Raw genomic sequence first — 23,540 nt, forward strand, 5'->3', positions numbered from 1 at the left:
GCATTTCCTGAGCTTGATTAAAACGAAATAGTTATACTCTGCTTAGGGCCCTGGAGAATATTATGTCTGATTTACGCCAACGCTTTTATATAGAGAACTTTCCAGTACGTGGAGAAGTAGTTCATCTAGAAGAAGCCCTACAAACTATCTTAGCTCAACGTGACTATATGCCTGCGGTTAAAATTCTGCTAGGTGAAATGTTGAGTGCGACTGCATTACTTGCAAGTACACTAAAAATCAAAGGCCGTATCAGCTTGCAAATCCAGGCTAGCGGCACCTTCAAATGGGCGATGGCTGAATGTAACCATTTAGGAGAGGTTCGTGCTTTAGCGGACTATGAAACTGATCCTCGCTTTGTTGAAGCAACAGACAGCAGCACAGTTCTTGGTGCCCTAGTTAATCCTGTTTTATTTATTAATATTGAACCGGAATTTGGCGAACGTTATCAAGGGATCGTGCCGCTTGATCAAGTAAATTTAGCAGGCTGCTTGATGCAGTATTACGATTTATCTGCACAAATTCCAACTCGTATTGTGTTGGCAAGTACAGATAAGCGTTCTGGCGGTTTACTGATTCAACTCTTACCACGTCATGATGAAGCAGAGCAAAACTTGGTCGATGAAGATTTATGGCCACGTTTGACAATGTTGACCGAAACATTAAAAGCTGAAGAGCTTACCAATTTAGATGCAAATGAAATCTTGTATCGTTTATATAACGAAGAAGAAGTTCGGTTACCAGAAATTGAAGCATTAAAATTTGGCTGTACATGTTCAAAAGAACGCTGTGCAAATGCCCTGATTCAAATTGGTGTAGACGCTGTTCATGAAACCCTAGAACATCAGAACCCGATTCGTATGGACTGTCAGTTCTGTAATACGCAATATACCTTTACCGCTGAAGAGGCTTTAGCGTTATTTGGTGAACATTTAAGTTAATCTTTTAACTTTATAAAAAGGCGGTTATACCGCCTTTTTTATTTACCTGTATTTTTTGATGATAATTTTCAACATGTTAATTCAAATAGGATAATATAAGGCTACTTTATAGCCTAATAAATAAGATGCCTAAATACCATGAATTATTTTGATTATTTTCTCTTTATTTTTAGCGTAGTTATCATGATTGCGACCCCTGGCCCTGTCATGATTTTAGTTGCAAGCGCTGGACTTAAAGGGGGCTATAAAAAAGCACTGGAAACCATTTTTGGTACAAACCTAGCATCCCTTGTTTTAATTTTTATTTCAGTACTGGTTTTAAAAGGAGTACTGAGTGTTAATGATAGTTACCTCAATATCATTCGTATTTTAGGCTGCCTATATATTGGCTATCTGGGGTTGAGTATTCTTAAAGAAGTGATTCAGGCACCTCACCCAGAAGCGATACAAACAATTTCAGCACAAAATGGTGGCTTTAAAAAAGGTTTTCTTGTCGGTATTTCAAACCCAAAAGATATTATCTTTTTCTCGGCTTTCTTTCCGCAATTTGTCTCTATTACCCCTCAGTTAAATTTAAGTTTAACCCTACTTACGCTGACATGGATTGTTTTAGACTTCCTCACCCTATCTTTGGTTTATATCTTTTTCCGCCGCCTTTCTAACAGTCATTTATATCCAAAAATATTAGGCCTCTGCGGTTTATTACTTTTACTGATTGCTCTTTACGGCTTGTATCAAAGTTTTATCTAACTTATTAGAGGTATAGTCTAATTTTGCTATACCTCCTTACGTTCCGCTGGATTTCGTAATAAAACAACTCTTATACAATCTAGCTTATTGAAAACTCTAAAAATCGTTTCATAATGAAATAAACAACACCATCGTGATAAAACATTATGGCAAAAAATTATTATGAAGAATTAGGGGTTACACGCAAAGCCTCTGCTGATGAAATTAAAAAAGCTTATCGAAAATTAGCCCGTAAATATCATCCCGACATCAGCAAAGAAAAAGATGCAGAAGAAAAAATGCAGGCCATTAATGTTGCCTACGACACATTAAGCAATGCAGAAAAAAAAGCCGAATATGACCAAATGTTAGATCATCCTCAAGGTTTTAATAACTTTGGTCAGGGTGCTGCACAAGGTGGTTTTGATGGAGCACAGTTTTATCGCCAAGGTTTTACAGGTGGTGAACAAGCAGACTTTAGTGGTTTTGAAGATTTATTTGGTCGCTTTGGTGCAGGCTTTGGCGGTGGGCAACAACAATATCAAAGACAACAACGTAGTTATCGCGGTGAAGATCAACATGCCAGCATAGAGGTTGATCTTGATATTGCCTATCATGGTTCAACCCAGCAAATTACTCTGCAAATTCCAACCATGAATGCTTATGGTGAGCCTGAAGTTCAACGCAAAACCTTACAGGTAAAAATACCAAAAGGCATGAAAGAAGGTCAGCAAATCCGCTTAAGTGGGCAAGGCCAAAGTGGGATTAATGGTGGTGCTAACGGCGATCTTTATATTGAAATCCAGTATAAAGATACAGACCGTGTTCATGTCGAAGGCAGTGACGTATATCTGACTGTAGATGTAACCCCATGGGAAGCGGCATTAGGTCAAGGTATTGAAGTGAAAACACCAGCAGGATCTTTACATGTCAATTTACCTAAAAATGCAAAACAAGGACAACAGCTACGTTTAAAAGACAAAGGGATACCAAATAAAACGTCAGGCCATCTCTATTTAATTTTAAATATTGTATCCCCCCCTGCAAATTCTGAAAAAGAAAAAGAAGCGTATCAGCAACTGGCAGAAGCATTTGCTTCATTCGAACCTCGTTCATCTCATTAGGGAGCAAGATCATGACAACCATTCACTATCGAGAAATTGTATATGACGGCCATACCTTTAGTGCAGAGGTCGTTGATGAACAATCGACATTTGATTTACAACAATTTGCCCAAGCTTGTGGCCAAAGTCCTGACTGGATTCTTCAGCTCATTGAATATGACATTTTATCAGTCGAAAATAAACCTGAAGCACACCAGTTTATGGGCGAAGATGTCGCACGTGCACGTAAAGCTTATCGTTTACAACGTGACTTTGACGCAAGTTTAGCAGCAGTTGCGGTAATGTTAGATTTGATTGATGAAGTGCAACAACTTAGAAAACAGTTGAAGCATTTTCATTAGATTAGATAGTCACGACGGAGTCCTACTGGCACTCCCTATCTATTTCATCAGCTAATTACGTTACTTTTGTTTTGGCATGAGTAGCGAAGCTACGCAAGGCCAAAACCAGAGATATTGAAGTGCGTACTAAGATCAAATTTATATTTGAACACAAGCTACGCACTTCGTTTGTCTTGCGCTCGAAGCAAACGATGTTTGCTTTTTCTCGCTCAGGTTGTGGATGACGCTTAGCTCAAGCAAATTTGGAAAAAATCAATAAAAATTGAAGAATTATTTCAACCGAGTAATCTTTTCCACTTCCTTCAAAGTCTGTTTAATCGGTTCATATTCCAAAAACCAAAACAAATTCATCCGATCTTGACGATGTTGTTGAGCCAATAAATCAATCACACTTTTTTCACCGCGGCCGACCAAATGTTGTCGATAAAAATAGTACAGCAATAAAACAGTACTGAGCAGCATGACACCCAGCATAATCCAGAAACCTACTGGTGACTTAAGCCCTGGAATGAATTCAAAGTTCATTCCATAAATACCCGTTAAAAGAGTAAGTGGTGCAAATACAGCAGTAATAATGGCAAGAATACGCATATTCTCATTGGTCTGGTTTGCAATTGCCGAGAAATGCAAATCAATCGCCGACTGAATGGCACTACGTAAACGTAAAGTATGTTTTTGAATACGTTCGACATGACTCATTAAATCATTTAGACGCACTAATAAAAGGTCTTGGGAACTATGCGTCTTCTCACCAATAACATGATGATAGTTTTCTACAATTTCATCTCGAAACTCTTGTAAGGTTTCGATTTGCTCTTCACATAAATTTTCAACCTGCTGAAAGGCCATGTTTTCATGAAACAGCTGATGCCATTGTTTAAAACGGCGATTACCTTGCAGCAATTGCTGTTGCCAATGCTCGACCCTTCTAGTCAAAGGTGAACGGATATCAAGGTAGCCATCCACCATACTATTGAGCAGTCGTAAACATAAATCTACAGGTGAATTAGGCAGCTTACGGGTTTTGTTTTGTTCTTCCAAAGTTTTACATAAAATATTTTCGAGACGTTGAATATAGTTTTCAATCGACTTATTGCCCTGCTCACGAACGCTAATCAGAACTTTAGGAGTAAAAATAAAGCTAATCGGCGTGGTTGCTAGGCCAAATACACTCTCATGGGATTCCCCATTTTTAATTTCATCATCAGGTGTAACGAGCTTTCTAAAAATAAGCAGGTCATATTCTTCAAGCGTATCAAATGCACAAGGATGCTCAATATTCGCAATATCTCGCATATGAAATTCATTAATAACCACGCCTGAAAGCTGCTGAATCTTTTGTTGCCATTCTTCGTTATGGTTCACCACATCAGCTCTGACACTATCAATCCAGAAAAACTCCAGAATGTGTTCATTATGCTGTTCACGGCTTAAAAAGACATAACCGTCAGCTTGATGGCGATAAAAGTAATAAACCTGCATACCACAATGATCTGTTTTTGTATTACTTGCATCATGCCATAAAAAAAGTCCGCATCAAGCGGACTTTTTCATGTCACTAGAACAATTATGCTTGTTCAATGTCTTTCATAGTCAATTTGATACGACCACGATTATCAACATCAGCAACTTGTACTTTCACTTCCTGACCTTCTTTAAGAACATCAGTTACGTTCGCAATACGTTCATTTGAAATTTGCGAAATGTGAAGAAGACCATCAGTACCCGGCATGATATTTACAAACGCACCGAATTCTACGATACGAATTACTTTACCATCATAGATCTTACCTGGTTCAACTTCAGCAGTAATTGCTTGAATCTTAGCAATTGCAGCTTTAGCAGCAGCTTTAGTTTCACCAAATACGCGAACTGTACCATTGTCTTCGATATCAATTGCAGCTTTAGTTTCTTCAGTAATTTGACGGATAGTTGCGCCGCCTTTACCAATAACATCACGGATCTTGTCTGGGTTAATGTTAATCACTTCAAACGTCGGTGCATGAGCACTGATTTCAGCACGAGCACGTGAAATGACTTTATTCATTTCGTTTAGGATGTGCATACGACCAGCAAATGCTTGGTTTAATGCAACTTCCATGATTTCTTCGGTAATACCTTCAATCTTGATGTCCATTTGAAGCGCAGTAATACCGTTTGCAGAACCTGCTACTTTAAAGTCCATATCACCTAAGTGATCTTCATCACCCAAGATGTCAGAAAGTACTGCGAAACGCTCGCCTTCTTTCACTAAGCCCATTGCGATACCCGCAACTGGTGCTTTAAGCGGAACACCTGCATCCATAAGTGATAATGAAGCACCACATACAGAAGCCATTGAAGATGAACCGTTAGATTCAGTAATGTCAGATACAATACGAATTACATACGGGAAGCGGTCAGCAGCAGGAAGAACTGCTTGAACACCACGACGTGCTAAACGACCGTGACCAATTTCACGACGCTTAGGACCAGATTCACGGCCTGTTTCACCTACAGAGTATGCAGGGAAGTTGTAGTGCAACATGAAGTTGTCAGTTTTAGTACCAGCAAGGGTATCAACCATTAACGCATCACGAGTATTACCCAAAGTTGTTGTTACCAACGCTTGAGTTTCACCACGTGTAAATAATGCAGAACCGTGTGCACGATCTAATACGCCAACTTGAACGTCGATAGCACGAACAGTTTTAGTATCACGACCATCAATACGTGGCTTACCTGACAAGATGTTGTCACGTACTGTACGGTATTTAAGGTCTTCGAATAATTCGTTTACTTCATCAGCAATACCAGTTTCGTCATTTTCTGGAACAAACTGAGCTAAGGCTTCTGCATAAAGTGCATCAAGTGCTGCATAACGGTCTTGTTTAACTGCAATTGTATATGCTTCTGAGATTTTCGCTTCGAAAGCTGCTTTTAATTGCTCAAGAAGAGTTTCGTTTTTAGCTGGAGCAACCCAAGTTGATTCAACAGCGCCAGCAGCAGCCGCAAATTCTTTAATTGCTTGAATTGCAATTTGCATTTCGTCATGACCGAAAAGCACAGCACCAAGCATTTGGTCTTCTGAAAGTTCTTTCGCTTCAGATTCAACCATCAATACAGCAGATTCTGTACCTGCAACCACAAGGTCAAGGTCACTTTCTTTCAACTGTTCAAAATTCGGGTTAAGAACATATTCACCGTTGATTAAACCAACACGTGCTGCACCGATTGGGCCACGGAAAGGCGTACCAGCAATAGACAATGCTGCTGATGTACCAAGCATTGCTGCAATATCAGCATCCATAGTTTTGTCAGAAGAAACAACTGTTGCTGTTACTTGAATTTCGTTGAAGTAACCTTCTGGGAACAACGGACGAATTGGACGGTCAATAAGACGTGAAATTAAAGTTTCAGCTTCAGAAGCACGACCTTCACGCTTACCGTAACCACCAGGGATACGACCAGCTGCATATTGTTTTTCTTGATAGTTCACTGTTAACGGGAAGAAGTCTTGACCCGCTTTTGCTTTAGGTTGAGCAACAACTGCAACTAAAACAGTTACGCCACCCATAGTGATTAAAACTGTGTTTGCTTGACGTGCAACGCGACCCGTTTCTAAAACGACTTGATGTTGACCGAATTGGAATTCTTTACGAACGATATTAAACATTGACATGTATTGTATTTTCCTAATTTTATTCTAGTGAGACCCCTAAGGTTTGGCATTCAGACTACACCGATTGGTAGATAAATGACAAAGCTTAGAAGCCATCACACTAGATCAATTATTTAAAATAAGTTAAACGCAAAGAAGGAGCGCACAAGCGCCCCTTCTAAAAATCACTTAACCTAACATTAAGTGAAACTCTCTTTTCAGCGATAAAGCATTGCGACATGCGAAATAGCGAAAACAAAGTAAAAATCGAATTAACGACGTAAACCTAAAGCACCGATCAAAGCAGTGTAACGACCGTGGTCTTTACCATTTAAGTAGTCGAGCAATTTACGACGTTGGTTAACCATACGGATCAAACCACGACGGCTGTGGTGGTCGTGTTTGTGAGCTTTGAAGTGACCTTGTAAATCATTGATTTGAGCAGTCAATAAAGCTACTTGTACTTCTGGTGAACCAGTGTCATTTTCAGCGCGAGCAAATTTAGCAATGATCTCTGCGCGGTCTGCATTAGTTAAAGCCATTCGATTTCTCCGAGATGCTTAAAAAAGTAAACGATATGAATCAGTTGAGGCAACTGACTGCCGTGCATCACTACAGCAAGTCGCCTATTTTAAGGTATCTATAGGTGGATTGCAAAATAGTTTTCAGTAACTTGTCATTTTAGACACTGACATGAGGACCTTAACCCTGCACACTAGCCTCGAATAAAAAGAAAGAAGCGCGAGGGACGTGTGAAAATTTTTTCAACCAACACTTGTCCAGTACCGGACAATATTGAGCAAGTCATTCGACAAAAAGATGAAGTTGCTGCTGAACAGGGTGGAATGAGTGATCACCAGATTCAAAAAATCTGGAAAAGTATAGAAGGACTATATAAAACCGGAAACTATCCACTCATTACCTTTTGTTTACGCAGACAAGGTAAAATTTTGCTAAATAGAAGCATTGGATATGCCCAAGGAAACTCTCCGGCAGGACTTCAAGAAAATGCCCTGATTGCAACACCTGATACACCTGTTTGCCTATTTTCAGCATCAAAGATGATCACAGCCATGTTGATTCATCTATTAGATGAAAAAGGCGAAATCAATTTGCTTGATCCTGTGAGCTATTATGTTCCTGAATATGGAGTCAACGGTAAGCGTCGTGCAACGATCTTTCATTTATTAGCACATCGTGGTGGCATTCCTTATATTGATGGCGATGTCACACCAGATTTATTATTTGATAAAGACGAAATTTTAAAACGTTTATATACTGCCCGACCTGTGTCTCCTGCTGGCAATCACCTTGCCTATCATGCTGTTACGGCAGGTTATATTTTAGGAGAAGTCATTGAACGGGTGACTGGGCAGGATTTACGTGAATTTGTACATCAAACTATCGAAAAACCAATGGGGATGCCTTATTTCAATTATGGCTTAAAACCAGAATACCGTTCAGAAGTCGCCTTAAACTGTGCAACAGGTCTGCACCCTCGCCTTGGTACCGATCACTACCTGAATCATGTGTTAGGTGGCGGTTTACAACTTGCAGTTGATGTGACTAACGATAGTCGTTTTATGGACACCATTTGCCCAGCTGGAAACATCTATACCAGTGCAGAACAAGCCGGCCGCTTCTTTGAAATGCTTTTAAGTGGAGGAAGCTACGGCGGTCAGCAAATCTTTAGTGAGAAAACAATTTTCAGAGCAACACTGCCAACCACAGGCGTTAACATTGACCGTACTTTGTTAATTCCAATGCGCTATGCTCTGGGGCCAATGTTAGGTAGCAATCCTGTAGGTCTTTTTGGCCCAATGACAGGACAAGCATTTGGTCATTTAGGATTCTCTAACATTTTATGTTGGGCCGACCCTGAAAGAGATATCAGTGTTTCCTTATTAACAACTGGTAAATCTGTAGTGGGTACTCATCTACCTGCTTTAGCTAAAGTGCTCTATCAAATCTCAACCCAATGTCCACGTATACCGAGAGATCAACGCCGTTCGTTATTTGGTAGTGATTCTCATGAAACTGACTTAGTGTAGAAACAAATAAAAAACCCAAGCATTTCTGCTTGGGTTTTTTGCGCTGTAGTTTTTGTTTATCGTGTTATTACTGTTTTTATTGTCGTTGGTGAGATGCTAGTCACATCCTTCTTGTTGTTTTAACTCACTTCCGATGTTTTTGTTTCTATTTCCTTATGTGATGTATTGTGACATATCCAATTATGAAGAAAAGTAGTATTTTTCTTATCATCATGTAAGTGAAAACGTACAGGTCTGTATAATATTTGGTAAATAGTCATTTTTAACCTTTAACGTACAGTTCTGTATAACATATAACTTAACAATTCACAGGAAAAATGCCTGTTTTGAAATCATATTATAGATAAATATATTGATATTATTGATTTAAATCTTTAGACAAAAACAAAGTGAAGATAGTGCTAAAAACGAAATGTTGTAATGCTTTTTGAAACATAGGAAAAGTAGAATATAAAAAAGCCCTGTAGTCTCTCCCAAAACTACAAGGCTTAGCGGCTGTAAGTTTCCTCTTTATACACCTACTTCATTGTAAGTTCGCAGTCTCTCGACTTAAGTTGTTATTATTGTGCGATTTTGCCCGACATTCCGTGCCAAGCTCGTTGTGCGTTTATAATCTCAAAAACACGGGGTGTACTCTAGCAGCAAATATCTCGAATCTATGTAAGCTTTTTCTTACAAGGGTAAAAATATTAAGTTTGTCTTAACGAACTAACCGATTAACTTTTTGAACTAAACCGCTTTTTCGTGTAGTACGAACTGTAAATGCTTGTAATAAAGCCTCTTGATGCACTAAAAGACTGACTACTTTCTTAGCTCGTGTAATCGCAGTGTAAATAAGTTCTTGGCTTAATAAGTTCTTGGCAGCCTGATCTAAAACGACAGCAGTATGGGTAAATTCAGACCCTTGCGATTTATGAATTGTTAAGGCAAATGCACTTTGAATACTTTTTGGTAATCGATTTGCAGCAACCCATTTGTTCAAACTTGGAAAATATACTTCAAACTGCTGTGGCTGAGTTCTGTGCTCAAAACACAAACCAATATCACCATTTGAAATACCGAGCTGATAATCGTTATAAGTCATCATTACAGGACGACCCACGTACCATCCACCAAGAGTCACTATTGAAAGTTGTTGCTGTATCCAACGCTGCGCATATTGATTTAACTGCTGCAATCCAAACGGACCATGACGAACTGCGGTTAAAATCCGGTAGTCATCAAATGCTTTTACTACATTTTGGATCTGTTCAATCGAGCGTTCTTCTTTTAAATAATTTTTTAGGCTTTTTACATACCCTTGGAAACCGAGCATGAGCTTCTGATAGTAAATTTCGACTTCTGCGTGATTCCCTTCTGGCAAATACTCAAGCTGAACCACATCGGGCATATCAACTTCTAAAGGAATTGAACGTAATTCTGAAACCTGAACAATGTCGATTTCAAACTGTTGCAAAACCTGCTCATGATTAATCTGACTGGTTTGCATTTGAATAAAACGTGCCACCTGCCCAATCAATGCACCTTCAGCAAAACGACGACTGGTTTGTAATTGTACTCGGTTATCAGCCAACGCCTGTATTTGCTGCAAATCTGCAAGAACCGCGCCGACATCGACAGAAGCAAGCTGATTTGCATCTCCTAATAAAATAATTCGACAAGACTCAGGCACAGCTTCAAATAAAAGAGTAGCCAGATTTAAATCCAGCATGGAAGCTTCATCGACGACAATCACGTCATAAGGCAAAGGCTGTTTTTGATTAAACCGTGGTGTCTGGCTATGTCCCATCCCCAACAAACGGTGAATCGTTTGTGTTCCCTGATTTCTGAGCTCTTCGCTAACTAATCCGGACTCAAGCAATTTAGGATCGTTAAATGAGTTCTGTAAAGCCTCTTGCATTCGCTGTGCTGCCTTACCAGTTGGAGCAGCCATCGCCACACGAATATGCGGAATTGCTTGACTCAGCACAGCAATAATACGTGCCAGCGTATAAGTCTTACCTGTACCCGGCCCACCCGTAATAATACTCAGGCTCTGCCGAGCAACCATTTGTAAAGCTGCCTGTTGATGAGGATCGGTAAGCAGGTCTAAATAGTCATCACAAGAGACAGGTTGAATTAATTGTTGCTTTAATCGACAAATTTGTTCTGCAAGTCGTTGCTCTAGGTGCCAATATCGGTATAATGCCAACCCCTGCTCATCGTAGACGCACGGCGCAACTTTTGAGGTTGCTTGATCGGCAGATATAGCAAGCTGACCAAGTGCTGCAATTTGCTCTGAACTGATATCAATACAACTATCGCCTTGTAAGCTCGCTTCAATAAGCTGCTGCAAGTAAGAAGTGGCTTCTGACACTTGCGATTGTTCAGTAAATGGAGCCTGATTTAAGAAGTTACTCCACGTTGTTAACCAGCTTAAATCGGCTTGTTCAGGGCTGTTTAGATTGTCCACACACTTATCCACCTAGTTTTCCACACGCTTGTCCACATGGTTATAGACAGGCTTATCCACATGTCAAGTATTTGTTAATCTTCAAATTACGCATTTTATCAGCATTTTTCATGCTAATTTATCCTCAGCAAAATACCCCAAAATGGCATCAAGACGAAGAATAAACTCAACGCTAGGTTGCCAGTAATAATAGCCCTGCTCTGCTTCACCATTCATGCCACGTAAATAAAGATAAGTTGCCCCACCCAAATGTTGCTCAATTTGGTAATCCTGCATTTTGACTTGCAAATAGCGATGCAATGCAACGAGATATAAACCTGCTTGTAGCCAGTAACTTGCCAAAGACATGCTCTGAGCAATGCTATCGCTACGATAGTCTGCAAGATCATCCCCTAAGTAATTACTTTTATAATCGGCAATGTGGTAACGCTGACCATCAAAATAAACCAAATCGATAGAACCATTAAGGTAACGCGCTGAACGAGCCTCAAGTAACTCCGGCATATTCAATCCATACTCAGCGAAGAGCTGCTGAATACGTGTCATTGCTAAAACCCGATCTGAGAGTGCCAAATAAAAAGGAAACTCTGACAAATACTGATCTTGTTGGAGCTGGTTTAATCGAAAGCCTTGAGAAAGCGGTGTTCGCAAAATATCTTTTAACCACTCTGCAACTGACTGGTAAAGCAAATTTTCGGTATCTTCTTGCTCTGGGAAACTCTCGTTATATTTATTAAGTAAATCTTGCCAAAGACTACTATAGTCATTTTTAAAACGACGACGTATTTCTATGACCCAGTCATCTGAACATTGAAAATCAATATGTTCAAATATTTCATGCAAGAAATTACCGGCAAGCGTTCCTCTAGGAAAGTTATTCTTTATCCAGTCAATCGGCTGAGCACTGATTGCTTCAGCAGTGTTAATTAAGTCTAACTCATCTTCTGCTAATACAGCATCATTGCTCTGGCTGGCCAATAAATCCGTGCCAGCCTTATGTTTTAAATGTTGTGCCAAGTAACTGAAACTGGTTTTCCCTCTCGAATAAAAACGTTGTTCAGGGAATCGTTGTGCTTGTATTTCAATAATACTGGTTTGCTTGGCTAAATGAATTGCCTGTGGAATCTGTTCTAAAACCACTTCATCCGTACAGCAACGGTGTTGAAAAGGTTCAGCTCTATTTTTCCAAAAAGCGAGACCTGATACTGACTTGCCATCAAGATCTTGTAGAACAGCATAGACGCGGTGGCTTGCTCGCGTTAAAGCGACATACCAAAGACGATTCTGTTCAGCGAGCGCTCGTTCTTCGTGCTTCTTAAGTTCTATTTCATTCAAATAAGTCTTGTCAGCAATCGCAACGACACGTTGAGTCAAGGTCTGATTTGAGTCTGGTTGGACTACATCTTGGGTCGAAAAATTGAGTGTTTTATTATTTTCTCGAAAAGGCTTGTCTGCACCTAGTAAAAATACAATCTTAAATTCCAGCCCTTTTGACTGGTGAATGGTCATGAGCTGAACACCAGCTTCACTCGATAATTTACGTTCTAACTCCCAATCACGATCAAGAGGAGAACGCAACTGTTTGAGATACCAGTGATAAAGGTTCTGAGCACCTGAGTATTTCTCACTGTGCTGACTCAGAATTTCAGTTAAATGACGCAAGTTCACCACAACCCGTTCATTATCTTTACTTTGAGCTGCAACCAAATTTTGCCATATATCAAACTGGATGAGGCATTGTTGCCATGCCACTAAAAAGCCTTGAGCGGACCACAACTCTCTAATCGTGTCAAAACCAGTCATAAACTGGCTTAACCCTTCGGCTGTCTGCTCAAGTTGCAAGAGTTGTTTTAAATCCATGGCAAATAGACGGCTAATCAAAGCTCGCTTTACTTTTGCCTCATCGTAAGGATGAAGTATGGCGGTCAGCAAAGCCCCCACGTCTTGAGCAATCGTACAATCGAAAACACTTCGTTTTGATGGCCTATTAACCCGAATTCCTAAACGTTCTAGCTCAAATTGAACTTTATCCAGCCCATCATGATTACGAGACAATACCGCAATATCATCTTCGTTTAAGACTTGAGTCTGAGCATCTTTTTGAAAATATAGTTGTCCAGCATGTGACTGGTTAAGTAGATCTCGAATCTTCCATGCAACTTGCTGAGCCTCTGTTTCTTTATCTTTGAGCATTAACCAGCGCAAAGGGTGAGGATTATGATTGTTCTCCTCAATCAGTACAGGATGAGGTCGAGTGCCCGCTCGAATTGGGTCATATTGAACTTCTTCACCAAAGTCGATTTGCCTTTGAAATAAGGCGTCGACCACTTCAACCAGATCAGCAACAGAACGATGGTTATGAATTAACTTATATTCGCGGCCATGTTTGGCTTGAATATCTTTATATGCATTTAAGAAGGTGAGCATATCCCCACCACGGAAACCGTAAATCGCCTGTTTACGATCACCGACCATAATCATGCAACCTTTTTGGTAACGCTCTGGATGGCGCCAAATGCTCGCCAGCATATCATCTTGATCTTGGTTAGTGTCTTGAAATTCATCGACCAAAATTAAGGGATAACGTGCCTGAACAAATACAGCAAAACGCTGCCCCTGCTCACCTTTTAAAGCTTCAGAAAGTGTCCGGATTTGTTGAGAAAAAGTAGTTTCACCTTTATTTTGCAAAACCTGAGGTAAACGTTTTTTCACCTCTACACATAAATAGGCTTTTAAAAAAATATGAAGCTGGTCGAACTGCTCGGCGTAGTTTTTCAGCACACCAAATAGCTGTTGAATCTGTTGGATACAAGGATGTTGATAGAATCCATCTGAAATTTCAGCAGGACATTTCTTGAAAACTTTCTGATCGGCAAGTTGACCTAAAAACTTAAAAACAAGCTCACGTTGTGCAGTCAAAGACCCATCAAAAACCAAAATGCTGTCGCTTTGCGTTAGAACTTGCAAAAGCTGCGGTAAACACTCGTTAAATAATTTGTTAAACGCCCCATTCCGAAATATTGTGCCGCTTATATGTTTATAGTGCTCGCCATCAAGCAAGTAATACGGCTCTAAAAGGCTTAAGTCAATTTCTGTTGCCAACTGTTTGAGTTGTGCAAGTTGCTCAAACTGAATTGTAGGTTTTTCGGGAAGCTTAAAATGAGCCGAACTAAAATTCAGTGAGTCTTCGACCAGTTTAACAAAACTATCAACACTCTTAAGCTCACCTGCCAGATACAACGCATCAATCACGGTTTGAGGTTGAGATTGTATCCATTCACGTAAAACATCATGAATCAATTGTCGGCTATAAGTTTTGGCATCATCGGTAATTTGAGCGCATTCAATTTTGCCACTCTCAAAGGCAAACTCACGTAATAGTTTTTGGCTAAAGCTATCGAGTGTTCCGACAAATAACTCGTCTAACTGATCGATGACCAATTTTAAACGTTCACACGCATAGGCAATACGCGTCGCAAAACTTTTTAAAATATGTTGAAGTAATAAGTCAGGCTCTTGCTCGGCCTGCGTAATTAATTCGTGTTCTGTAAAACTATGCTTGGTCTCTAAGTAACGATGCGTTTCGACCAAACGGGCGCGAATACGACTTTTTAACTCGGCAGCGGCTGCACGGGTAAACGTGGTCGCAATGACTTGTCGAGGCAAGTACTTTTCAAGAAAGATACGGACCATTAAGCTCGATAAAGTATAGGTTTTTCCTGTACCTGCCGAAGCTTCAATTAAGTGTAAGCCACTAAATTCAATATCAATAATAGGTTGATAAGACACCTGTACTCTTGAGTTCATGTCTTACTCCGAATGTTGAAATTGAAAAACTGGATGATACAGATCATACGCAAACTCATCACAAGCATGTTGAAGCAAAGCTTGCGCATCTTGTTCTTGTAAAATAAAGCTCCAGTCTCGATGCAACTTGCAAGCTTCATTTTGAGTCATATCCATTGTGGTAAATGACCCTGTTTCATTCCAGTATTTTAACAGCTCAGTGTAGCTCTTCTCATCCAGTTTTGCTTTTTCTGCCTGATTTGTTGTTTCCCACTGATATGCTTTGGCTTTTTCTAATGGTTTTAATAATAAGGCTGCTGGTAGAACCAATGGTTGTTGCTGTGCATGACGCCAGATTTTAAACCATGGCTGTAAATATTGCCGAGCTTGCTCAGAACTTACACCACTACAAATCACAGTTTGATCGCTAAAAACCACAATACGGCGCTTTTCAGCTCCGGCGCTACCCTCATTCAAATAAGCTAACCAGAGCAGATATTCTAACCAGACTTTAGCGCGTCTTTTTGCGCGAGCGCTTGAAGGCTCCATACTCACCCAGTCCCGAGTTTCAAACTTCGGAACCGTAATATTCATATGAAGCTGTTTAGCAATTCGCCAAATACGCTGAGTTGTTTGTGTCACTGCGGGTGCATAATGGTGAAGGCGTTCAAGTAAACATTCTTGCTCAAACACACCTTGTTGCCATGCGCTATATTTGACTTTACCAACAGGCAACTGATCAATTAATACTTCAGGTTGTGCTTGCTGTTCAGATTGTTGTAAAAAATGTCGGATTGCATAGCGCCCTAAACCATCTAATAATAAAGGTTCATTTTGGTCGAGCACTCCGACACTTCCTAAGTTTTCTACCCCTAAAGTTTTTAAATATAACCGTGCAGGGAATGTCACATCCTGTATCCATTGCTGGCTATCTAAAACCAACATGTCAGGCGCTTGTAGCGGATAGGTCGTATTCGCCCAAGGTTGACGGTTTCCTGAAACTTGCTGAATTTGTGAAGCGACCTTAAACCAATGATCTTGATAGCGAATAACACTTTTTTCTAGGGTAAAACCTTTCGGGTCGAATGGCTGTAAATCATGTAAGTGATAGAGTTGTTTTAATTGTGATGGAATTTCAATCCCTTCAATAACGACACTTTCAGGTACACCGTCTTCAGCTTTCACGATCAAGGCAAGATGTTCACGGAACTCTTGAAGAATACTCGAAGGTTCTCGCACCTCGCCATCGTTCACATCAAAGCCGTTATAAAACAGCCATAAATTTTCTTGGGCTAATAATAAAGCATCTAAAAACGCCCCTTGATCATCTTCAAGTCGAGAGCGATCGCCTAACTGTTGACGCAGTGCATCCATTAAATCAAATGGAACATGGGTATCGCGGTTTGGAAATTGCCCTGCATCAAGATTTAGCATGACCATTAAACGATAAGGTAACGGTCGAATGTGTCCAATTTGGGCAAAAGTAATTTGCCCAGTCGGCTCAGCTTGCGCACTTTGACTTTCTAATGTCCGTTGAATTTCTTCAATAATATAAGGTAGTGGCAAGGTGATTTTGCGCAAAGTTCCTGTGTCTGCCTCGGCGTAATAGCTTGCGAGCGTCAACATTCGCTCTTGTTTTTTAACAATTTCCCTCACAGCTTTTAGAGCAGCAACACCGACCTGCTCAAATTCAACAATATCTTTGCCCAGCACTTGGAGCCAATATTCAACCGTATAGACTTTTCCTTGTTCATGCAGAGTCAGCCAATCACGGCGCTCGTTCAAATCCTGATAAATCTGAATGAGTGTACCCACCAACTCGAAATCGCTCGGTTGAACTTTGGCGTAACTCAACACCTGATTAAACGTCGCATGTACAGGCACAGCAATACCAAGAGCCAATCGCTCTAAGGCAAATTTAAAGCTATATCGATAATCATCATCACCGTCACACAAACTGCGCTTGAGATGCTCTGCATCAAGCCCTCGTTTAAAACCCGCATCGGCAAGCAAATTTAAAATCCGCTCGACCTGAACATACTCAAGTTCGTAACGTTGCTGGGTAGCATGCAAGCTTAACCAATCAGCAAAATCATCAAAACTAAAACGACCCTGCATTAGTTGAATACGCCCAATTACAGCACGCCAAGCATTCAGTGCATCAAGTGATGCAACACCTGCAATTTTCACTGGCAAATGTACACCTTGCTCAGTGGCAGTAGCGGGAAATACACTTCGAATTAAAGGCTCTATATCAGCCAAATTAGGCACTAAAACTAAAATATCGTTTGGGCGGCGCGGCTGTTCATGCGGTTTAGCCAACCAACCAATCAATTGCTCTTTTAATACTTCAAGTTGACGTAAAGTCGAATGACAAACATGAATCTGAATAGAGTCATCGTCTGGAGCGAGTTCATATTGCTTAGCTTGCGGTTCTACCAAATGCAAAATATCTGACTGAACTTTACCGAGTAAACTTTCAGGAAAATCATCCACAAAAGCATCAACCCACTTACCTTCTTCACCCGTAGATAAATTCGACAATAGTGAAAAGTGGTCGCGGGCTTGTTTACCCAATCTGGTTAAAAGCGGATGTCTAGACTCACGCGCTTCAGCATTAAAGTTGAGTGTGAATTTATTAAAGAAATCGCTAATTTCAGCATCTGTAGCCTTTGGGTTTTTCGCAATAAAACGCTCTTTTACCCCTAAGTCATAACGCTGCTTCCACAGTGGATCGACACTATCGGCCCAATATTCTTGTGAAGGGTTATAGTGCAAAATCAAGACATCAATATATTGGCCTAAACGGCGCAAAAACTGTAACTGGCTTGGCGGCAAATCTAATAATGTAAAAATCACTACTTGATTAGGTAATCTTGAAATAGCACGCTTACCACGGTCTGGATGATCTAACTCTTGCCAAAACAACGCGTCAATTTGCTGCATTTGCAAAAAGTCATCATGAAAATGTTGCTGCCACAACCAACGCTGCCAGCGTTCTAACTCCTCAGTTTGATGTAATGCAAAAGCAGTCACTTCATCATCTTTTTGCACAATATATTTTTCAATATCGAGTGCTCGGCCCTGTCCCCAAGCAGACAACCAGTTTTCCGGACAGGTACAACTATTTTCACAACCACGCTGGCACTGTCCACGATAAATCATATAGTTGCTAAATAGATCGGCAACCTGCTCAGCGACCCAATACAGCATTTTTTGTTTTTTTAATTGTTTATCTATGCCTTGTTCGAGTCGATCTGCACTGTCATAAATACGCTGAACAATAGAATGTAAAGGATGCGATGTGTCTATGCTCATCGTGTCAGGTTGAATAAATTCGTGCAAAGCCTGATGCACCCGCCATTTAAAAATCAAACGCGGGATGTTCGCTTTACGGACCTGCTCTTTATGCGCAGTTAAAACTTGCTGATAGGCATACCATTGGAAACCTCGTACCCGTTGGTGAAACTGGTAATTGGCACTCATGCCTTGTTGTTCTGCAAGTTTTTGTATCAGCCACTGCTCGACCGCAGGACTTGGAACAATAAAATGTTGGGTTTTCAAAACCTGTAATGGATGCGTTGAAGCTTGAGATGTAGACGCCAATACACCTTGCAACAACACATCAATACGTTGACTTTGAATAACATGGATCCCCATTTATTTCATTTCCTGCTTGCATAATTTATGCACAAAATCATAAACATTCATTACTATACAACTGAATCTGACTATGTCACGTTGGTTTAAACACAGCATAATTTAACTTAAGGTGTCACTTACACTTGGTTTGAATGACGCCATCAAGAACTTATACAGGTAGACATTATGAAAATTGACAAGATTCCTGACTATATTGATCCTAGCCTAAATCTGGAACAAATTCGCGATGAGTGCCATGATCTCATCAAAAAAAGAGCTTACGTCTCAGCCGGAGCGGCAATTGTACCGATTCCTTTTTTTGACGTGGCGGTAGATTTGGGAATTTTGTCGCACCTGATTCCAGATATCAATTCCCGTTTTGGTTTAGCGCCTGAACACGTGAGTGTCTACGACCCAAAAACTAAAACTATTCATTGGGATGAGTTACGTAAACGCGGTTTTGAATTTTCTGGTTTTGTAGTGGCACGTACTACTGTTAAAAAAACATTTAATGGCTTTTTTGGCAAAATCGTAACGAAACAGGTGACTAAATTTATACCGCTAGGCGGACAAATTGTAGCAGCAAGTTTAGGCTATTTCATGATGAAAAAAATAGCAGAAACACATCTGAATGATAGTTATAACCTTGCAAAACGTATTCAGCAAAAAAGCCGTAGCACCATTGTAAATTAATGTTTGCCTTGTAGCTGAGAGCTTAGTCTGCTCTCAGCTGTTTTAAAATGGCCTTCAATACTTCCAGACGTGCCGTATATTTATCATCAGTTGCGACGATATACCACGGTGCATATTCAGTACTGGTTCGCTCAAACATATCGGCTGCTGCTTTTAAATAATCGTCCCACTTATCACGATTACGCCAATCTTCTGCGGTAATTTTAAAACGTTTATGTGGTGTTTCTTCTCTGGCCTTAAAACGCTGCTCTTGCTCATCTTTACTAATCGCTAGCCAAATTTTTACTACAATCGTTTGACTATCAAATAAATCTTTTTCAAAGCGATTTATTTCATCATAGGCACGCTGCCACTCTAAAGGCGAAGCAAACCCTTCAACCCGTTCAACGAGCACGCGCCCATACCATGTCCGATCAAAAATCGTGATTTTTTCAGCTTCATTAATGCGGTTCCAAAAACGCCATAAGTAAGGATGTCGAGCTTCAAAACGTTCAGGTGCACCAATACAATGAATATCATATTCACGTGGGTCTAAGTTTTTAACAATTCGCTTAATGGCCCCGCCTTTACCAGCAGCATCCATACCTTCAAAAGCAATCACGACATTGCGTTTATCAAAACGCATGGCATCGGCAATTTTTTTACTCAGTTTATCGAGCTCTTTTTTATATTCAGCTTTTTCAAGTGGTTCATTAGAAGGTTTTAATAAACTCTCTGGAATTTTAGCTTGCTGCCATTTTCCTTTAACTTCAGTTTCATGCTCTGGAAGTTGACGCATGTGTTGTAAAAGGTATTGAGCAAAAAATTGATCACGTTGCTTTTCATCTTCGCCATCAATAATGTACCAATCATCGGTAAAACGACGGCGTAACTTTTGCAAAGTGTCATATTGTTTTTTATTACGCCAGTCTAGGCCGTGGAGCTTATGCCAATGTTGTTCAGATGGATCTATTTTATCTAAACGTTTTTGCAGCGATTTCCATGATAGATCGAACCAGACTTTAACCACATCGACATAGTTATTTTTTAAATCTTGCTCAAATGCCCGCATATTTTCAACGTATTCATCAAAACGCGAATCATCTAAAGGCTCGGAAACATGCGTTGCGGTGACGAGCAAATCGCTATACCAGTTGCCGAACATCACCACAATTTGTCCTTCAGTCGGAATAAACTCCGAGTAAGATTGCCAAAATGCTTCTGTGTCTGTCAGCACACGTGGCGCGTCTGCTTTGACTCGTAAATATCGTGGATCTAGCCACTCACGAAGCTGCTTAACGGCCTCGCCTTTTCCAGCCAGTTCAATACCACTCATTAATATCAGTGTGCTTTTAGCGTTGGGTTTGCCCCGACTTTCTTTTAACGCATATTGTGCTTCAATCAAATCGACTGAAAGCTGTTCTTCATCACGAATCTCAAATTTTGGTTGTTGTTCACTCATAGTCCACGGCTCTAATCTTTTATTGTTTAATTTCGATGATCTTTAACTTATGCGGTTAAATGATGAATTGCTATACAAATTATGTCATTGCGACAAAATTCTGTTTAAAAATTGACGCATGAATCATTTTTTTTACATCTACTCGCCATAGTACAAGGTTACAATGCCTTTTATGATTTTTTGCAAATAGCCCAATATTAGAGCCTTAAATGTCTAAACTCGCTGCTTTTGATGATCTTTTACAACAATATAAAACATTTAATTATCACGATAATCCAGTACTTGCTCAGCGTTTGCAAGATGTACAAACATGGTTAAAAGAGCGGATGAAAGATACGCATCATGACTTTTTTAATCTGCCAGCGCACAAGCTCATGTCAGAGTACTTTTTAAATCGTTTATATGGTGGCCCAGAATTTGATGCTCTTGCAGCTCAAATCGAACGCTTATTGAAATATGCGCATAAAGCAGAAAAAGTCTTGCCTGAGAATGCAATTAAAACAGGTACTAAATCAGTAAGTTTGGCTGTACTTGCAACCCAACTTGATGAGCAAGTAGCAATGCAACTTCTTGAGGACTATCCGGCAGATACAGTACTCACTGATGAAATTATGCGTTTAACCTTAATCAAGCTTGATCAGGCCGAAGCTCGTTACCAGCAACTTGCTCTTCTTGACGATTTAGGAGCAGCGCTCGATAAATACATGCGTTCATTTATGATGTTTACTGCTTTTAAAATGTGTAAAGGTATTGCCCAAAAATATCACTTCGAATTGATGTATGATTTCATTCAAGATGGTTTTAGTGCGATGAAACCGTTAAAATCGGCCGAGACCTTTATCAAGACTTTTACTGAAAAAGAACGCCAGATTATTGAAAATGTACATTCAGGGCATCCGAATCCGTTTAGAGTGTGATAAGGTCGGCACATAGAAAAACTCAACCTCGCGAAGTTGAGATTTTATTCATTATATTTGCATGATGATGCCTGTAAAAATAGACAAAATCTGTCATCATGCAGAACTTATTCCGTTTCACTTGAGTTTGAGTCTAGGAGAGACAATATGTCTAACGAAAACCAAAAGCCAACATCTCCAACTGAGCAGGCACAAAGTTCAGACAAAGTTAGCCCATTCCTAAGCTCACCTTTACCTCAAGGTACTCCTCAAGGGCAACAACAAACTTTACAGCAAACCTTAACAGACACACCTGTAAATGGTTCTGTACCTAAATACAATTTACCTCGTGGTGCTGGTAATACTGGCAACGTTGGTGAAACCACACACTTCGGTTACTCAACAGTTAGAACTGAAGATAAAGCTCAAAAAGTTGCAGAAGTATTCCACTCGGTGGCAAGCAAATATGACTTGATGAATGACTTAATGTCATTTGGTATTCACCGCCTATGGAAACGCTTCGCAATTAACATGTCTGGCGTACGCCGTGGTCAACACGTGTTAGATATTGCTGGTGGTACAGGCGACTTAGCAAAAGTATTTAGCCGTGAAGTTGGTCCTCAAGGTCATGTCGTTCTTTCAGACATTAACGAATCTATGCTTAATGTTGGTCGCGACCGCCTCATTGATGCAGGCTGTACCAACGTTGACTTCGTACTTGCCAATGCAGAAACTTTAGAGCCTTTTGCAGATAACAGCTTTGACTTACTCACCATTAGCTTTGGTTTACGTAACGTGACAGATAAAGATGCAGCACTTGCTTCTATGTTCCGTGTGTTGAAGCCAGGTGGTCGTTTACTTATTCTTGAGTTTTCTAAGCCTGTATTTGAGCCATTCTCAAAACTTTATGACCTCTATTCATTCACTGCTTTACCGATTATGGGTAAATTGGTTGCGAATGATTCAGAAAGTTATAAATATTTGGCTGAATCAATTCGTATGCATCCAGACCAACGCACCTTAAAAGGTATGATGGAAAATGCTGGCTTCCAGAACTGTGACTATCACAACCTTACTGCTGGTATCGTTGCCGTTCACCGTGGCTTCAAACTGTAAGGGATAACGATATGTGGTCGATTCTGGCACTCGGTGCAGTCGAACGTATCATTCATCATCTGATCGATCTGGATGCGGTTACACGCATTCAGCTTAATCAGTTACAGGGCAAAATGTTGCGTGTTGTGATTGATAGTCCGCAGCTTTCTGTCGATGTATTCTTTGACCAAGAAAAAGTACGTCTTGAACCTACTGCAACAGGGCACAGTGAAAAGCCTTCTATTTTTGAACAACGCCCTTTTGATGCGCAATTCAAAATTTCTGAAGCAACAGCAACTTTGCATGTTAAAGATGTCGTCGAACTGATTAAATTATTGGTCAGCGATCCAGATCAGATTGGCAATATCCCATTGCAAGGTGATTACCACCTGCTACAGGATATTCAAAAGATTATGCAGCAAGCTGAACCAGATTTAGCTTCGCACTTATCAAGATGGGTCGGTCCTCAACTCGCCCACGAAATTGGCAAGATTCAACTTGCACCAAAACATTTAAAACGCTCTCTTCAAAGTCATCTATTTTTTGCAGAAGACGCATTAAAAGAAGATAGTGGTCTATTTGCTCCTCGTTGGGAAATGGATGATTTAACTCAAGCAACTCGCAAGCTTAATCAAGACATTGACCGTCTAGAAGCAAGATTGCAGCAACTCAGCATACAACTACAACCCTCTCAAGATTAGGTAAGACCGTA

General features: G+C 40.2%; 16 protein-coding genes. 9 read left to right on the plus strand and 7 right to left on the minus strand.

Going from position 1 to position 23,540, the window contains the following annotated elements; genetic code table 11:
• Positions 1-62: 62 nt before the first annotated feature.
• The 4 genes from hslO (at position 63) to AC52J8_RS16375 (ending at position 3,132) form a co-directional block, all read left to right on the plus strand.
• Entirely contained in the window at positions 63-938 is an 876-nt protein-coding gene (gene hslO, locus AC52J8_RS16360) for an Hsp33 family molecular chaperone HslO (protein WP_086400317.1), read from the plus strand.
• A 138-nt stretch (positions 939-1,076) separates the two neighbouring features.
• Entirely contained in the window at positions 1,077-1,688 is a 612-nt protein-coding gene (locus tag AC52J8_RS16365; protein WP_086400318.1) for a LysE family translocator, read from the plus strand.
• Between the two features lie 146 nt (positions 1,689-1,834).
• Positions 1,835-2,791: a DnaJ C-terminal domain-containing protein gene (locus AC52J8_RS16370; protein WP_086400319.1), complete on the plus strand. Its 957-nt coding sequence runs from the start codon at positions 1,835-1,837 to the stop codon at positions 2,789-2,791.
• An 11-nt stretch (positions 2,792-2,802) separates the two neighbouring features.
• Positions 2,803-3,132: a chaperone modulator CbpM gene (locus tag AC52J8_RS16375; protein WP_016142348.1), complete on the plus strand. Its 330-nt coding sequence runs from the start codon at positions 2,803-2,805 to the stop codon at positions 3,130-3,132.
• A 270-nt stretch (positions 3,133-3,402) separates the two neighbouring features.
• Here the strand turns inward: AC52J8_RS16375 and AC52J8_RS16380 are convergent, their stop codons facing one another.
• The 3 genes from AC52J8_RS16380 to rpsO form a co-directional block, all read right to left on the minus strand.
• Positions 3,403-4,614, minus strand: a complete 1,212-nt coding sequence (locus AC52J8_RS16380) for a magnesium transporter CorA family protein (protein WP_014208248.1) — start codon at positions 4,612-4,614, stop codon at positions 3,403-3,405.
• An 85-nt stretch (positions 4,615-4,699) separates the two neighbouring features.
• On the minus strand, positions 4,700-6,787 hold the full coding sequence (gene pnp, locus AC52J8_RS16385; protein ID WP_171071986.1) for a polyribonucleotide nucleotidyltransferase: 2,088 nt from the start codon (positions 6,785-6,787) through the stop codon (positions 4,700-4,702).
• Positions 6,788-7,044: 257 nt separating this feature from the next.
• Positions 7,045-7,314 carry a 30S ribosomal protein S15 gene (gene rpsO / locus AC52J8_RS16390; protein ID WP_002114951.1) on the minus strand — a complete coding sequence of 90 codons (270 nt, stop codon included), beginning with the start codon at positions 7,312-7,314 and terminating at the stop codon, positions 7,045-7,047.
• A 210-nt stretch (positions 7,315-7,524) separates the two neighbouring features.
• Between rpsO and AC52J8_RS16395 the strand changes: the two genes are divergently transcribed.
• The gene (locus tag AC52J8_RS16395) at positions 7,525-8,823 is read left to right on the plus strand and encodes a serine hydrolase domain-containing protein (RefSeq protein ID WP_086400320.1); all 1,299 of its coding nucleotides are present in this window, start codon (positions 7,525-7,527) and stop codon (positions 8,821-8,823) included.
• Between the two features lie 700 nt (positions 8,824-9,523).
• Here the strand turns inward: AC52J8_RS16395 and recD are convergent.
• From recD to AC52J8_RS16410, 3 genes are all read right to left on the minus strand, one after another.
• Positions 9,524-11,275 (minus strand): exodeoxyribonuclease V subunit alpha, encoded by a 1,752-nt coding sequence (recD, locus tag AC52J8_RS16400; protein WP_086400351.1) that lies wholly within the window; start codon positions 11,273-11,275, stop codon positions 9,524-9,526.
• Between the two features lie 108 nt (positions 11,276-11,383).
• Complete coding sequence (locus AC52J8_RS16405) at positions 11,384-15,082, minus strand: UvrD-helicase domain-containing protein (RefSeq protein ID WP_214285094.1); 3,699 nt, start codon at positions 15,080-15,082, stop codon at positions 11,384-11,386.
• Between the two features lie 3 nt (positions 15,083-15,085).
• Positions 15,086-18,721, minus strand: coding sequence for an exodeoxyribonuclease V subunit gamma (locus tag AC52J8_RS16410; RefSeq protein ID WP_086400321.1), 3,636 nt, complete (start codon positions 18,719-18,721; stop codon positions 15,086-15,088).
• 168 nt (positions 18,722-18,889) lie between these two features.
• Between AC52J8_RS16410 and AC52J8_RS16415 the strand changes: the two genes are divergently transcribed.
• Complete coding sequence (locus AC52J8_RS16415; protein WP_032005104.1) at positions 18,890-19,396, plus strand: hypothetical protein; 507 nt, start codon at positions 18,890-18,892, stop codon at positions 19,394-19,396.
• Between the two features lie 22 nt (positions 19,397-19,418).
• Here the strand turns inward: AC52J8_RS16415 and pap are convergent, their stop codons facing one another.
• Complete coding sequence (gene pap / locus AC52J8_RS16420; RefSeq protein WP_005065911.1) at positions 19,419-20,837, minus strand: polyphosphate:AMP phosphotransferase; 1,419 nt, start codon at positions 20,835-20,837, stop codon at positions 19,419-19,421.
• A 209-nt stretch (positions 20,838-21,046) separates the two neighbouring features.
• On the opposite strand from pap, the gene AC52J8_RS16425 reads away from it, so the two are divergent.
• The 3 genes from AC52J8_RS16425 (at position 21,047) to AC52J8_RS16435 (ending at position 23,529) form a co-directional block, all read left to right on the plus strand.
• Positions 21,047-21,754 carry a DUF8198 family protein gene (locus tag AC52J8_RS16425; protein ID WP_005079311.1) on the plus strand — a complete coding sequence of 236 codons (708 nt, stop codon included), beginning with the start codon at positions 21,047-21,049 and terminating at the stop codon, positions 21,752-21,754.
• Positions 21,755-21,901: 147 nt separating this feature from the next.
• The gene (gene ubiE, locus AC52J8_RS16430) at positions 21,902-22,849 is read left to right on the plus strand and encodes a bifunctional demethylmenaquinone methyltransferase/2-methoxy-6-polyprenyl-1,4-benzoquinol methylase UbiE (RefSeq protein WP_086400322.1); all 948 of its coding nucleotides are present in this window, start codon (positions 21,902-21,904) and stop codon (positions 22,847-22,849) included.
• Between the two features lie 11 nt (positions 22,850-22,860).
• Positions 22,861-23,529 (plus strand): ubiquinone biosynthesis accessory factor UbiJ, encoded by a 669-nt coding sequence (locus tag AC52J8_RS16435; protein ID WP_140157925.1) that lies wholly within the window; start codon positions 22,861-22,863, stop codon positions 23,527-23,529.
• Positions 23,530-23,540: the final 11 nt, after the last annotated feature.

Source organism: Acinetobacter sp. S-1 (assembly GCF_059579785.1).

Coding starts and splice junctions, on each gene's coding strand:
- hslO (WP_086400317.1), top strand. CDS start 63: ATGTCTGATTTACGCCAACGCTTTTATATAGAGAACTTTCCAGTACGT.
- AC52J8_RS16425 (WP_005079311.1), top strand. CDS start 21,047: ATGTCTAAACTCGCTGCTTTTGATGATCTTTTACAACAATATAAAACA.
- AC52J8_RS16405 (WP_214285094.1), bottom strand. CDS start 15,082: ATGAACTCAAGAGTACAGGTGTCTTATCAACCTATTATTGATATTGAA.
- AC52J8_RS16435 (WP_140157925.1), top strand. CDS start 22,861: ATGTGGTCGATTCTGGCACTCGGTGCAGTCGAACGTATCATTCATCAT.
- AC52J8_RS16370 (WP_086400319.1), top strand. CDS start 1,835: ATGGCAAAAAATTATTATGAAGAATTAGGGGTTACACGCAAAGCCTCT.
- AC52J8_RS16415 (WP_032005104.1), top strand. CDS start 18,890: ATGAAAATTGACAAGATTCCTGACTATATTGATCCTAGCCTAAATCTG.
- ubiE (WP_086400322.1), top strand. CDS start 21,902: ATGTCTAACGAAAACCAAAAGCCAACATCTCCAACTGAGCAGGCACAA.
- AC52J8_RS16380 (WP_014208248.1), bottom strand. CDS start 4,614: ATGCAGGTTTATTACTTTTATCGCCATCAAGCTGACGGTTATGTCTTT.
- rpsO (WP_002114951.1), bottom strand. CDS start 7,314: ATGGCTTTAACTAATGCAGACCGCGCAGAGATCATTGCTAAATTTGCT.
- AC52J8_RS16365 (WP_086400318.1), top strand. CDS start 1,077: ATGAATTATTTTGATTATTTTCTCTTTATTTTTAGCGTAGTTATCATG.
- AC52J8_RS16375 (WP_016142348.1), top strand. CDS start 2,803: ATGACAACCATTCACTATCGAGAAATTGTATATGACGGCCATACCTTT.
- pap (WP_005065911.1), bottom strand. CDS start 20,837: ATGAGTGAACAACAACCAAAATTTGAGATTCGTGATGAAGAACAGCTT.
- AC52J8_RS16410 (WP_086400321.1), bottom strand. CDS start 18,721: ATGGGGATCCATGTTATTCAAAGTCAACGTATTGATGTGTTGTTGCAA.
- pnp (WP_171071986.1), bottom strand. CDS start 6,787: ATGTTTAATATCGTTCGTAAAGAATTCCAATTCGGTCAACATCAAGTC.